Annotated in this window: 11 protein-coding genes; 6 read left to right on the top strand and 5 right to left on the bottom strand. The window is 37.0% G+C overall.

Translation table 11 applies throughout. The annotated features are described in order from the left end of the window. Positions 1–13: 13 nt before the first annotated feature. The 5 genes from AR685_RS05890 to AR685_RS05875 form a co-directional block, all read right to left on the bottom strand. Positions 14–217, bottom strand: coding sequence for a hypothetical protein (locus tag AR685_RS05890; RefSeq protein ID WP_059124001.1), 204 nt, complete (start codon positions 215–217; stop codon positions 14–16). Between the two features lie 185 nt (positions 218–402). Next, entirely contained in the window at positions 403–2,028 is a 1,626-nt protein-coding gene (pruA, locus tag AR685_RS05885; protein ID WP_059124000.1) for an L-glutamate gamma-semialdehyde dehydrogenase, read from the bottom strand. 626 nt (positions 2,029–2,654) lie between these two features. Then, positions 2,655–3,758, bottom strand: a complete 1,104-nt coding sequence (locus AR685_RS05880; protein WP_047442645.1) for a DNA topoisomerase IB — start codon at positions 3,756–3,758, stop codon at positions 2,655–2,657. A gap of 10 nt (positions 3,759–3,768) precedes the next feature. Continuing rightward, the gene (locus AR685_RS17845; protein ID WP_082002070.1) at positions 3,769–3,936 is read right to left on the bottom strand and encodes a phosphatidate cytidylyltransferase; all 168 of its coding nucleotides are present in this window, start codon (positions 3,934–3,936) and stop codon (positions 3,769–3,771) included. 27 nt (positions 3,937–3,963) lie between these two features. Beyond that, on the bottom strand, positions 3,964–4,401 hold the full coding sequence (locus AR685_RS05875) for a DUF6526 family protein (RefSeq protein WP_059123999.1): 438 nt from the start codon (positions 4,399–4,401) through the stop codon (positions 3,964–3,966). 312 nt (positions 4,402–4,713) lie between these two features. On the opposite strand from AR685_RS05875, the gene AR685_RS05870 reads away from it, so the two are divergent. The 6 genes from AR685_RS05870 (at position 4,714) to AR685_RS05845 (ending at position 14,470) form a co-directional block, all read left to right on the top strand. Next, positions 4,714–6,483 (top strand): aminopeptidase P family protein, encoded by a 1,770-nt coding sequence (locus tag AR685_RS05870; protein ID WP_059123998.1) that lies wholly within the window; start codon positions 4,714–4,716, stop codon positions 6,481–6,483. 189 nt (positions 6,484–6,672) lie between these two features. Beyond that, positions 6,673–8,058, top strand: coding sequence for a tRNA uridine-5-carboxymethylaminomethyl(34) synthesis GTPase MnmE (gene mnmE / locus AR685_RS05865; protein WP_059123997.1), 1,386 nt, complete (start codon positions 6,673–6,675; stop codon positions 8,056–8,058). Between the two features lie 451 nt (positions 8,059–8,509). Beyond that, the gene (locus tag AR685_RS05860) at positions 8,510–11,014 is read left to right on the top strand and encodes a PIG-L family deacetylase (protein ID WP_059123996.1); all 2,505 of its coding nucleotides are present in this window, start codon (positions 8,510–8,512) and stop codon (positions 11,012–11,014) included. 100 nt (positions 11,015–11,114) lie between these two features. Further along, positions 11,115–12,806 (top strand): sodium:solute symporter, encoded by a 1,692-nt coding sequence (locus AR685_RS05855; protein ID WP_047442650.1) that lies wholly within the window; start codon positions 11,115–11,117, stop codon positions 12,804–12,806. Positions 12,807–12,834: 28 nt separating this feature from the next. Beyond that, positions 12,835–13,353 (top strand): DUF2911 domain-containing protein, encoded by a 519-nt coding sequence (locus AR685_RS05850; protein WP_047443038.1) that lies wholly within the window; start codon positions 12,835–12,837, stop codon positions 13,351–13,353. A gap of 541 nt (positions 13,354–13,894) precedes the next feature. Next, on the top strand, positions 13,895–14,470 hold the full coding sequence (locus tag AR685_RS05845) for a helix-turn-helix domain-containing protein (protein WP_047442651.1): 576 nt from the start codon (positions 13,895–13,897) through the stop codon (positions 14,468–14,470). Positions 14,471–14,622: the final 152 nt, after the last annotated feature.

The following is a 14,622-nucleotide window of genomic DNA, read 5'->3' as shown; positions in this document are numbered from 1 at the left end:
TACTTTAGGATTTTTATCTGGTTGCAGGAGTAGTAGCTGAATCTACTTTCGTAGAATCCATTGGAACTGTTGTCACAGTATCTGCTACTATCGGTGCGGCTTGCGCTGCTTCGACAGATGTAGAATCTGTGTTACTTGATGACATTTGCTTTTCTTTTGTTCCACAGCTCGCTGCTAAAAATCCGATCCCTAAGGTTAATAAAACTAAATTTTTCATAATAATTATATCTTTTATGGTGTACTGTCTTGTATTCAATAACTATTCCGTAAAAGTCTGTTTATTGCTAATTAAATAATAAAAAATATTAAATTATTGTTAATTCTAAATAAAAGCTCCGAAATGAAAATTCCGGAGCTTTATTATTAATTGATAAACAAGTATTTATAAACATTAATGATTACTTATCCTAAATAAGGATATTTATAATCTTTCGGAGAAACGAAAGTTTCTTTAATGCTTCGTACAGATGTCCATCTCAAAAGATTCATTTTAGAACCTGCTTTATCGTTTGTTCCTGAAGCTCTACCTCCACCGAAAGGTTGTTGACCTACAACTGCACCAGTTGGTTTATCATTGATGTAGAAGTTTCCAGAAGCATTTTCCAACGCTTTGAAAGCTTCGTCAGTAGCATATCTGTCTTGTGAAAATACAGAACCTGTTAACGAATAAGGAGAAGAAGAATCAACAATTTTAAGTGTTTCTGACCAATCTTTGTCTTCATAAACGTACACTGATAAGATCGGTCCGAAGATTTCTTCTACCATACTTTCATACTGAGGATCTGTAGTCTCGATTACTGTAGGACTCACGAACCATCCTTTAGAATCATCACATTTACCACCGATGATCACATTGGCATTGCTTGACGCTTCAGCTCTGTCAATATACCCTTTGCATTTTTCGAATGAGTTTTTGTCGATTACTGCATTCACGAAGTTCGAAGGATCTTCAGGCGAACCAATTTTAATTGAACCGATCTGAGTTTCCATTACTTTCTTCACATCTGCCCAAATTGATCTTGGGATATATGCTCTTGAAGCCGCAGAACATTTTTGTCCTTGGTATTCAAAAGAACCTCTTACTAAACCTGTAGCTACAGCTTCTACATTTGCAGAAGGGTGAGCGATTACGAAATCTTTTCCACCAGTTTCTCCAACGATTCTTGGGTAGGTTCTGTAGTTGTGAATATTGTCGCCAATCATCTTCCACATTCCCTGGAAAACTTTTGTAGATCCTGTAAAGTGAAGTCCTGCAAAATCTCTGTGTGCCAAAACTTTCTCAGCAGTTTCTTTTCCGTCTGTGAAAATCATATTGATTACACCTGCTGGTAAACCTGCTTCTGTTAAAACATCCATGATTACTTTTGCAGAATAGATTTGTTTGTCTGAAGGTTTCCAAACCACAACGTTTCCAAGCATTGCCATACAAGCCGGCAAGTTTCCTGAAATTGCTGTAAAGTTGAACGGAGTTACCGCAAAGACGAATCCTTCTAACGGTCTGTATTCTAAACGATTCCAGATTCCTGCATCGGAAACCGGCTGCTCAGAATACATTTCTGTCATAAATTCTACATTGAATCTCAAGAAATCAATGAACTCACAAGCTGCGTCAATTTCTGCCTGATGAACATTTTTAGATTGTCCGATCATCGTTGCAGCATTGATCACATCTCTGTAAGGTCCTGCCAAAAGATCAGCAGCTTTTAAGAAAATCGCAGCGCGGTGTTCCCAACCCAATTCGTTCCATTTTTTCTTTGCAGCTAAAGCAGAATTGATGGCATCATCTACATGCTGCATAGTCCCTCTGTGATAGAACCCGAAATCGTGAGCGTGATCCTGAGGAGACTGAAGCTGAACTTTATCGTCAGTTTTTACTTCTTTACCATTGATAATCATTGGAATCTCGATCTTTTGCGCCCACATCTTTTTGTACTGAGCAATCAGAGATTTTACTTCCGGAGAACCCGGTTCGTAAGAATTTACCGGTTCGTTTACTGCAAATGGTACTTGCGAAATTGCTTTTGACATATTACGTTGTATTGTTTAATTTTTGCTTTTTACAAATTTACAACTTTTATTTAATGTCAAGCGTGAATTTGCTTCCCAAGTGAAATGTGAATTTTATTACCGTAATTAGATGTTATAAAATTCTTAGAGATTGCTGAAAATTCTGATTTTCCTTACTTGTATATGATAGTATACATTAAAAAATCCTGCAACAGCAAAAAAGGAAAAATATAGCAATCCATCAATAAGTTGATTCACTGAGTTGGCAATAGCCCACAACAGTCAAAAAATAACTGAAATAACAGAAATTAAGACAGAAATTTCATGTTTCCTCAGAAATGTTAAAACAAATGATAGCGAGAATAGACCTAGACAAAATATCATGACCGCGTTTGTCATGAGAACAGAAATTCCTTGATAGCATGAACCGCCTCCAGTTTTAAACTCAGAAGGTATGTAAGTAAAAGTCGTAAATGTAGAAATGCTGAGCAAAAATAATGTTACAGAAAGTAATTTAGGCTTACCAATATTTATATTTGACAAATTATAAATTATTTAATTTATGCTAAAATACTCAATGCTTTTTATTTTCAAAGAAATAGTAATGACACTTTTTAGAAAAAAAATCTACTGTATCATTGTAGACCTCACATTTTTTCGGTCTCCAAAATCTTTAAAACTAATTTTTCTTCTTGTGTTAGTCCTGCTTTACCATCATTTTCTTCAATTACCTCTAGAGCATCCAAATATTTTCTGATGGAATTGTTTTCGTATAAATTAATAACAAGGGGATGAACGTAGTATTTTCTACATACCGTGCTGGTATTTCCTAAATGTTCAGCAACGATATCCAATGCGGCTTTTACTTTCTTTTTGTATTGAGTATTGTTTTCGGCATACCCGATTTCTTTGAATGCAATCAGCGCATTCACCGTTCCTGACCAGGTTCTGAAATCTTTTGCCGTAAAATCTTCCCCGCTTAATTCTTTAATGTAATCATTCACCATTCCGGAATCAATATTGTGGCGGTTTCCTTCACTGTCATAATACTGGAAAAGTTCTTTTCCCGGAATCTCTTTGCATTTGGTGATCATTTTTGCCAGCCTCTTGCTTTTCAGATTCACATCATGCATCACTCCTTTTTTCCCTTTAAAAGCAAAGTTGATTTTCTGTCCTTCCACTTTTACATGCTTTCCTTTCAAAGTAGTGAGTCCAAAAGACCCGTAAAGTTTTTCGTAAATGCTGTTACCAATTCTGATATTGGTACGCTGCATTAAACTCACAATTAATGCAAGAATTTTTCTTTTCTCGAAATTTCTTAAGGCTAAGTCTTTTTCCAGTTGCAGACGAATCTCAGGCAAAGCGTATCCGAACTGAAGCATTCTGTAGAATTTTGTATGATTTCTCAATGCGCTCCAGAGCGAGTGATATCGGTATTGTTTTCTTTTTCTCGCATCAAGACCCGTTGCCTGAAGATGGCCATTATCGATGGCGCATATCCAGACATTTTCCCATGCCGGAGGAATAACCAAACCGTTGATTCGTTTAATCTCTTCTTTGTCTTTGATTTTCTCACCGTCTTTGAAATACAGGTATTTTTTACCTCTCTTTCTACGGATTATACCGGCCGTCTCTGCATCGGAAGTGTAAATAAGATTCACTGCCTTTGCAGAAGCTACCGGATCCTTCATAATCTTAACAATCTTTGACGGCTTTAAGTGAGAAATGATCTCTTGGTCTGATTGATTCATAAAAATTTGGTTAAGAGTTTTTACCCCTAGAAAACAGCCATAATAATAAGGCGACGATGCCAACAACTACAATTATTCCCCACCACATTCCGGCTTTGAAGATTGTTTCTACTGCTTCACAACTTGTCAATAACAGAATGGCAAAAAGACTCATACTGTATAAAGATAACTTTTTCATAATAATTTATTTTTAGTGATTATATAATTAAATTCTTTCGTTATCGGGACGCCAGTTTTTGATAGATTTTTTGATTTCGTCTCCTGAAATATTTTCGTTTAAAGCTTGGTATAAAAGCTCTTTAAACTCTTCATCATAGGCGAATCTCAGAGCTGCAATTTGTCCGAAACTCAGTTTTTCAGAAACATCATCCGACCTTGTATTGAAAATCTCAAAATACCTCTGTCTGAACTCTAATCTTACGATTCGGTTTTGAAGTCCGATCGCATAATGCTGTCTGGTCATAAACGCCAGATAGAAAATCAGAAATATAACTGTGGAAAATAAAATCCATACCAGTTGATTTGCTTCGTCGTCCCAAATTTTATAGATTCCATAAGCTTCTAAAATTATCAGCAATGGAAGTAAAATGAAGTGATTAGGTGGATAAAATTTCCTGTGATTTTGGTAATTCTGTGTTTTCATTTTTAATGAATAGCAAGAACCTTTCCAAAATATTATGAAATTAATAATGATTCGGAGGTATGGTACCTGAAAAAAATTGCAATACAGATAACATACAGTTATTCAGTGACTTCAACCTAGCCCGGATAGCAGCGGTTACCGCGGAGCGAGCGGCGGGCTTTCGTTACAGACGAAAAGGCGATGGCGTGAGGAGTATGAGCGGATAGCCGGATGAAGCTCCTGAAAAAAGAAGAGTTCCTTACTGAAAACATCCCTAAATCTAATTAGCGCACTTGATTTTTTTGTAACTTTCGGTCTTTAAAATTTATAAAAATGACTTCAAGCGAAAAAGTAGCTGCGCTCCGTGAGGAGATGCAAAAAAATAATGTTGATGCATTTATCATATATTCTGCAGACCCACACATGAGCGAATATCTACCTGAAGAATGGCAGGAAAGAGCTTGGCTGTCAGGGTTTTTAGGCTCTGCAGGTTTTGTAGTGATTACAAAAGATAAGGCCGGACTTTGGACAGATGGGAGGTATTTTACACAGGCTCCTATCGAACTGGCTGGTTCAGGAATTGACCTTTTCAAAGACGGAATGGAAGGAACTCCAAATTATATCGACTGGATTATTTCTGAAATTCCTGCGAACGGCAAGGTGGCTGTGAATGCTTTAGCAACCTCTCACGCTAATTGGGAACTGCTTTTTGGAAAACTGAATGCGAAAAACATTACACTGGTAGACAATCCATTGTTGAAATATGTTTGGAAAGAAAGAGGGGAAGCTTCAAAAAATCCTATCTATACCCATCCTGTTGAAAGAGCAGGGAAATCTGTGACTGATAAAATTGCGGCTATCCGTCAAAAAATGGAAAGTCAGGAAGTGACGGTTCATGTGATTTCCAGTCTTGATGATGTTGCTTGGACCCTGAATTTGAGAGGAAGTGACGTGGAAAGCAATCCTGTATTTTTAGGATACATTATAATTACTAAAAATGATGCAATATTGTTCACAGGTCTTGAAAAAATGGAGGTTGATGCGAGAAAGCAAATGGATGAAGCGTGGGTGAAGATGATGCCTTATGAAGAATTCTATAATCACCTAAGAACCATCAAAAACGAAAAAGTCTTAATCTCACCAAACAGTAATCAGTCTATTTTTGAAGCTCTAAAGGTAGGTAATAAGTTTATAAAAGCTGCAGTTCCTGGAAATCTGATGAAAGCTCAGAAAAATGATACTGAATTGGAAGGTTTCAGAAAAGTAATGGTGAGAGATGGTGTTGCAATGGTGAAATTTCTTTACTGGTTAACACATACAGCAGGAAAAGAAGCGATGAATGAGTATTCAATCGGGCAAAAACTGAAAGGTTTCCGTGCTGAGGGAGAAAATTTCGTAGGGGAAAGTTTTGGAAGCATTGTCGGTTATAAAGATAATGGTGCCATCATGCACTATTCTGCGAAGAAAGAAGGTAGTAAAGAAGTAACGAATGAATCAACAATTTTAGTGGATTCAGGAGGTCAGTATTTGGAAGGAACTACTGATATTACGAGAACTTTTGCCCTAGGAAAGGCTTCTGAAGAGTTTAAAACAAATTCTACTTTGGTTCTACAGGGATTAATCCGTCTTTCGATGGTGAGATTTCCAAAAGGTACAAGAGGTGTACAGCTGGATGCCATTGCAAGGTTGCCTTTATGGATGAATGCTAAAGATTTTAATCACGGAACGGGTCACGGTGTGGGAAGTTTTATGAATGTACATGAAGGTCCGCAAAACATCAGAAAAGATCTGAATCCTCAGGAATTACTAGTAGGAATGGTATGCTCAAATGAACCTGGATACTACGTAGAAGGTGAATACGGAATCCGTCATGAGAATCTGATTGCCGTAAGAGAATCTGAAACTACAAGTTCCGGTACTTTTTATGAATTTGAAACATTGACGTTCTGTCCGTTCTTTAAAGATACGATTGCAAAAGAAATTTTATCTGTTGAAGAAATCAACTGGTTGAACGATTATCACAGAACCTGTCAAGAAAAACTGGCTCCTCATTTGGAAGGTGAAGTGAAAAACTGGTTCTTAGATATGGTAAAACCTCTGTAAGATAAAAATATAATAAGAAAGCCCTGCATCAGATGACGCAGGGCTTTTTTTTCAGGTGACGGCGGTTTGCTGTGACAGTATTAGGATGTTAAGATATGGCGGAGAACAGGTTTCCTGCTCCTCAAAAAATACATTGAACTTTGATTGTTTTGAATTTTTTAACCTGCTAAATTTGCGTAATTTTGCAGCATGAACCACGACACAATCTGCGCACTTGCTACTGCAAACGGAATCGGAGCCATCGGAATTATCAGAATTTCCGGCGATCAGTCTTTTGAAATTGTTAACAGAGTTTTTCAGGGTAAAAATCTGGAAAAAGCAGATTCACATACGGTTCATTATGGTTTTATAAAGGATGCTGAAGAGGTCATTGATGAGGTGATGATTTCTGTTTTTAAAGCTCCAAAAACATTTACTGCGGAAGATTCTGTGGAAATTTCGTTTCACGGTTCACCGCATATTGCTAAGAAAATTCTTGAAGTTCTGATTAAAAACGGAGCGAGAATGGCAAAAGCCGGTGAGTTTACAATGCGTGCTTTCATGAATGGAAGAATAGATCTGAGTCAGGCAGAATCAATTGCAGATTTGATTGCTTCAGAAAATGAAGCGTCAAGAAAAGTAGCATTGAATCAGTTAAAAGGTGGCATTACCAATGAAATTTCATTTTTAAGAACAGATTTGTTAAATTTTGTTTCTCTGATTGAACTGGAGTTGGATTTTGCGGAGGAAGATGTAGAATTTGCTGACAGAAGCGCTTTGAATCAATTGCTCGATAAAATTGAATCTAAATTAACTTCTCTTATTGAAAGTTTCCAATACGGAAATGCAATCAAAAACGGAACCGCAGTTGCTATTATCGGGAAACCTAACGCTGGAAAATCTACGCTGTTAAACGCTTTACTAAAGGAAGAGCGAGCCATTGTCAGCAATATTGCAGGAACAACCAGAGATACAATTGAAGAAATTCTTCATATTAAGGGGCATGCTTTCCGTCTGATAGATACGGCAGGATTACGTGAAACAATGGATGAAATTGAAGCGATTGGTGTAAAAAAAGCGAAGGAAAAAGTAGAAAATGCAAATATTCTGGTATATCTGACCGATGCAGCCACAGAAGACTTTTCGGAAGACATTGAAATGATAAAGTCGTTACAGAGAGAAGATTTGAAACTCATTATCTGCGCTACAAAAATTGATGAAGTCCTGCCACATCAATATGAACTTGTTGAAAACATTTTCAGGTCTGAAATTTCTCAGGAATTTGATTTCATAACCATCTCAGCCGTAGAGAATCAAAACATTCAGGATTTGAAAGACGAATTATCGTCTTACGTTGAGCAATTACAGTCTGAAGAAGGCAATGTGGTGATCACGAACCAACGTCACTATGAGGCCTTAGGAAAATCATTAGAGGCGGTAGATAAAGTAAAGGATGCTATCACCACTCAAATTTCCACCGAACTATTGGCTTATGAACTAAGAAATGCTCTGGAACATCTGGGAGAAATTTCGGGAGAAGTTACAAATGATGAGGTGCTAGGGAATATTTTTTCTAAGTTTTGTATCGGAAAGTAGACGCACAAATTCAATCAAACTCAAATAATTTAAATGACTGATTATTAAATGATTATTCGGAATTGATATTGTTTTGATTTGTCATATTTCAATTAGTTTTTGTAAAATTTGTCCCAATTTGTCACTCAAGTTAATAATAATTAATTTTTATTAACAAGGCAGATATTACCTAACTTTATGTACCTTAATCATCCATAAATAGTCTCAACCAAATTAAGTAACTGCTGCAAAGCTCATTTTCATCCTGTAGTTTTCTTACCGGCTAAATTTTTTTGTAATCTAATTTTACTCATTTAAGACAGTCGAAGTTGACATAGTTAGACTTTAGTTTTATACTAAAATGAAGATTTTACTAAGAAAATAACAGAATGTTTAGATTTGCTAGGTACTTTTTCTTTTAAGGTCGAAAGAAAAACGATTTACTTATATTTGCCTTGCAAAGCAAATTCAAATGTTCAGAAAAGTAATCACTGTATTTATTCTTGGCTTTTATTCGGTTTTTTGTTTGGGTCAGCAGGTTCGTCCTTCAAAATCATCTGAAATTTACCGCGAACTCAAAACGCTCAAAAATATTCCTAAAGTTTTATATCTGGCGGCTCATCCCGATGATGAAAATACTGGATTGCTCTCTTGGTTAATCAACGAGCAAAATGTGGAAACAGGCTACCTATCGTTAACCAGAGGTGATGGCGGTCAGAATTTACTGGGAACAGAGCAGGGTGCTGCTTTGGGTTTGATCAGAACGCATGAGCTTTTGGAGGCAAGAAAGTTAGACGGCGCTCAGCAGTTTTTTACCCGCGCGATTGATTTCGGGTTTTCTAAAAATACGACCGATACTTTTAAACAGTGGAATGAGGACATGATTATCGCTGATGTAGTTTGGGTCATCCGTAAATTCCGTCCCGATGTGATCATCTGTCGTTTTCCGCCTACCGCTGCGGCAGGCCACGGACAACATGCGGCTTCGGCTGTGGTTGCTGAAAAAGCTTTTAAACTGGCAGGCGATAAAAATGCTTTCCCTAATCAACTGAAATACGTCAATGTATGGCAACCAAAACGGGTATTGTGGAATACTTTCCGATTTGGAGCAGTCAATACAACTGCTGAAAATCAACTGAAAATTACCGTTGGGCAATATGATGCGCAACTGGGAATGGGCTATGGTGAACTGGCAGGACTAAGCAGAAGTCTGCATAAAAGTCAGGGAGCAGGAACGCAATCTGTAGCCGGAATCAAAACTGAATATTTCAGTCACGTTGCCGGTGAGCCCGCAAAATCTACACTTTTTGATGGCGTAATAAAAAACTGGACGGCCAAAGGAAACGCTGATATTGACCAGTCTTTGGATAAAATTATTTCTGCCTTTAATTTCAATCAACCTGATTTGAGTTTGCCTGCTTTGCTTGCCTTACGAAAAAAGGTCATGGCGCTGCAAGACTCAGACCTAAAAAAGGATAAAAATAAATCTCTTGATCAAATCATTTTAAGTTGCGTGGGATTTATGGGTGAGGTAGTGACCAATCAGGCTGAAGCGGTTGCCGGAGATCAGTACAATTTCAGATTAAATTTGATTTCAAGAGCTGAAAATTCTGTCGTTTTGGAAAATGTAAAATGGTTGAATCAGTCTGAAAGCTTTACCAGAAAACTGTCAAAAGATTCTTTAATCACCATCGAACATAAAATTCAGATTCCTGTTGATGCAGCACTTACAGAACCGTATTGGTTGGCAAAACCTGCCACGGACGCAGCCACTTTCTCTGTTCCGAATGAAACATCAATCGGTTTGCCGGAAACAGAATCACCACTGAATGTATTGATTGACTTAAAAATCGGTGCAGAAAAGTTTCAGGTCAAACTTCCTCTGTCATTCAAAAAATTAGATCCGGTGCGGGGTGATGTGGTGGAAGCCTTGCGTATTATTCCTGCCTTAGAACTGAAATTTGCTCAGCCATTATATTTAATTAAAGAAAATAAAGATTTGAATTTAAGCTTAAATTTTAAGGTTAATTCAAATAAACAGTTCAGTAATGGAAAAGTCAATCTAATGTTTAACGGAGAACGATTAGGTGGCGGGGATTTAAAATCTATCAATGGTAAAGAATTTACAGTTGATTATGTTATTCCAAAAACCAAGCTTGCCTCAATCAGTTCTAATCGTTTGCAATTGGATGCCAATTTTGTTGCAGATGGAATAACTTACAATAAAAAGCAGGTATTAATTCAATATCCACATTTACCATCGTTACAATATTTTGAAACTGCAACGGTTGCCGTGATGAAAGGAGATATTCAGTCCAGGATTAGAAAAGTAGCTTACGTAGAAGGTGCTGGCGATTTTATTCCTGAGTTTCTGCGCATTGCGGATATTAGGGTAGATGTCTTGAAAGACGAAGATTTTTATGGCAATCCTGATGGATCTGGAGGAAACTCAAGTCTCAACAAACTTTCGCAATACGATGCGATTGTATTGGGCGTTCGCGCCAATAACAAAGAGAAAAAACTGGGTCGCTGGATGCCATTTTTATGGTCTTATGTAAAAGCCGGTGGTAATCTCGTAATGCAGTACAATACCAATCAGGATACAACGGTTAATCAACTGGGAATGTATAATTTCAGCATTGCCAATAAGCGGGTGACGGAAGAGAATGCTGCGGTTAAATTTTTAAATCCAAATCATAAATTACTGAACTACCCGAACAAAATTACTGCGGATGATTTTAACGGCTGGGTACAGGAGCGTGGCGCCTATTTCCCAGATCAATGGGATGCGGGGTATGAACCGCTTTTTGAAATGCACGACAGCGGTGAAGACCCTTTGCAGGGTTCAACTTTATATACCAAGTACGGAAAGGGGAATTTTATTTATACACCGTTGGCATTTTTCAGACAGCTGCCTGCCGGAAATGTAGGAGCCGCACGTTTATTTTTAAATTTTTTATCTGCACAGAAAAACTGATGAACAATCAACTTAAAAACTGGAACACCTGGTACATATTACTGGCTGCCGCACTTGTAGTTCAAATCGTATTTTATTATCTCTTTACTAAATTCTGGGCATGAGCAATATAGACTGGTCCGTTCTTATTTTCACACTGGTTGCGGTGGTAGTTTACGGTGTGTTTATCGGCCGTGGCCAAAAAAGCAACGAATCTTACCTGAAAGCAGATAATAAAATGCCATGGTATATTGTGCTCATCGGTATTATGGCTACACAGGCAAGTGCCATTACTTTCCTTTCAGCACCGGGTCAGGCGTATACAGACGGGATGCGTTTCGTTCAGTATTATTTTGGTCTTCCTTTGGCGATGATTGTGATCTGCATTACTTTCATTCCGATTTTTCAGCGCTTAAATGTTTATACCGCTTACGAATATCTGGAAAACCGTTTTGATAAAAAAACAAGGGTGCTCACTTCGATGCTTTTTCTCTTTTCCAGAGGTTTATCGACAGGAATCAGTATCTACGCTCCAAGTATCATTCTGTCAAGTGTCTTAAATTGGAATATTTATTTGACGAATGTTTTAACCGGTGGAATTCTTTTGATTTATACCTATGTTGGTGGTGCCAAAGCGATCGCTCATACCCAAAAATTACAATTTCTGATTATTTTGGGAACCATGGCTTTCGCAGGTTATCTGCTCATCCAAAATATGCCGAATGGAATTGGTTTCAGCGATGCCCTTTATCTGGCAGGGAAATCCGGAAAGCTGAATGTGATCACCACAGAATTTGACTGGAAAGATAAATACAATATCTGGAGCGGATTGATTGGCGGTTTTTTTCTGGCACTTTCTTACTTCGGAACCGACCAGAGTCAGGTCGGAAGATATATTACTGCGAAAGACAATACGAATGCAAAAATGGGTTTGCTGTTGAACGGTTTGGTTAAAATTCCGATGCAGTTTGCTATTCTTTTGATCGGAGCTTTACTTTTTGCTTTCTTTTCCCTGAAACCCGCTCCGGTTTATTTTAATGAAAGGTCTTATCAGTTTTTAAAGGATACAAAACCTGAACAGGCTGCGGTATTTGAAAAGGAGCATCAGGATTTGCAGACAAAATTTAATGCAGAATCAAAAGAAATTCTGAGGTTGAAAGAAACTCAATCTCCACAACTTAACAAAACTATTCAGCATTTTAAAAATACGCAAACCGAAGTAAAGGAACTTCACGGCAGAGTAGAGGAAGCAATTAATCATTCAAATTACAATGCGGAGAAAACGGATACCAATTACATTTTCCTGTATTTCGTCAAAAACACTTTGCCCGTAGGAATGATCGGTTTACTGTTTGCCGTTATATTTCTGGCAAGTTGGGGCTCGATCTCTGCAGCGCTGAATTCTTTGGCTGCCTGCTCATTGAAAGATGTCCATTTAATCTTCAAAAAAGAAATTCCTGATGATGCAACCGAATTGAAGTACAGCCGCCTGCACACTTTAGCATGGGGAATATTCTCGATCGGCGTCGCCATGTTTGCCACTCAGATGGGTTCACTGATTGAAGCGGTGAATGTTTTGGGATCTCTTTTCTACGGACCGATATTGGGGATTTTTCTGGTTGCCTTTTACTTTAAAAAAATCAACGGGGCGAATGTGTTTGTTTCAGCAATTTTAGCAGAAATAGCGGTGATAGCCGTTTATCAGTTCGATATCGTTTCTTTCCTTTGGCTTAACGTCATTGGGGCAGCTGCAGTGATTATATTTTCGGCAGTTGGATTACTGTTTTATAAGCCGAAAGATGTAACTTCGTAAATAAATGAACAATCAATTCAAAAATAATATGAAAACAATGATTAAAACTGTTGCAGTTGTTTTGGCAACAATGACGGTTTCAGTGAATGCTTTTGCACAGGAAGCTAAAAAACCTGCAAGCCCTGCGGCTACTGCAACCGGAAAAATTAAAGATGCTAACATTACGATCGCTTATGCGAGTCCATCTGTTAAAGACCGTAAAATCTGGGGTGATTTAGTAGCTTACAACAAAGTATGGCGTGCTGGTGCCAATGAAGCAACTACTTTCGAAACCGATAAAGATATTACCGTTCAAGGTAAAAAACTGCCTGCAGGTAAATACAGCTTTTTCTTAGTACCTAAAGAATCAGGAACGTGGACTGCAGTTTTTAATAAAGAGTCAAAACAGTGGGGCGCTTATAAATACGAAGAATCTAAAGATGCTTTGCGTGTTGATGTTAAAACAAAACCTTTACAGGCAAAACAGGAATCTTTGGTTTATAAAGTAAACAGCAATGGATTCACAATGGATTGGGATAAAATATCGGTTCCGGTTGAAATAAAATAATTCTTAATTTAAGAAGTTCAAATCCCGTTTATTACGGGATTTTTTTTCGCTTTAAACTTTGATATATTTTCAGAATTTCCCGCCTGAAATTCCAGTTATATTGACAAGTGTTAATACAACAGTTCTATTGGAGTTATTAACTTTGTTTGGTAGTTAACTTTAAGTGTATGAAAAGATCAGAAAAATTACAGTAGTTTAAGCTGTAGAATAATTTCCATGTCCCTTTGTAATAGCAATGTTCAAATGATTTTTTGACTGCAGGATACCTATTTTAATATTCAACAATGCATGAAGTCATCCAACATGAACGAAGGACGAACTGACTTATGCTTTATCATCATATCAATGAAGCGACTCGCAGCATTATTCTTATCGTCTAAAAGTGTTAAAAATTCTGTATACCTAGTTCGAAGTAATTAATTTATAAGGAATAAGTATAGTAATTAAAATATTTACTATTTGTAACATTTATTTACTAGAGCACTTTATTTATTTGCTATTTTTACAGTCACAATAAATACAAAGTTTGAAACATTAAATAATGAGTGATTTTTTAATAGGAATCGGAAAAAGATTAAAAGACATAAGAAAGAAAAATAATCTTACCATCAACGATCTTGCTACGAAAGCCCATGTCAGCAACGGTTTGGTTTCTAGGATAGAGAATGGAAGGACAATTCCCTCATTGCCGGTTTTGCTGGAATTGATACAGTCTTTGGATATTGATGCCAGTTATTTTTTTGAAGGCGTTGAGAAAAAATCTAATGCTAAATTCATTTTTGTTCCGAAGGAAAATCAACAGGTCATTGAAAAAGAAGTGGAAGCTGAAGGTTTTAAGTACATGCATATTTTCAGCAAAAGCCTACACTCATTAGGATTTGAAGCAGTTTTATTAACCTTGAAACCTAATTCAAAAAGAGATAAAGTAATTACCGACGCCTGGGAATTTAAATACATTTTAAAAGGAAAAGTAAAGTACATCATTGACAATGAGGAAATTGAACTTCAGGAGGGTGACTCGCTTTATTTCAACGGTAAATTACCACACGTTCCGGTCAGTATTTCCGACGAAGACTGTGTGATGTTGGTGCTGTACTTTTATTCTGATAAGAATTAAAAAAATCATCGAAATCTTATTCTCAAGTTGGCATAAGTTTACAAATAGTAAAATTATACAGTTTGAATATTTAAATCTGTTAATCTAAATTCCATTCTGTAATATCATATAAAATGAACTGTCCCTTGGCAGTTCATTTTGCATTTAAGCAA

The sequence above is a fragment of the Chryseobacterium sp. JAH genome (assembly GCF_001507335.1).
GTDB lineage: Bacteria > Bacteroidota > Bacteroidia > Flavobacteriales > Weeksellaceae > Chryseobacterium.
This window is presented reverse-complemented; position numbering and strand designations above follow the sequence as displayed.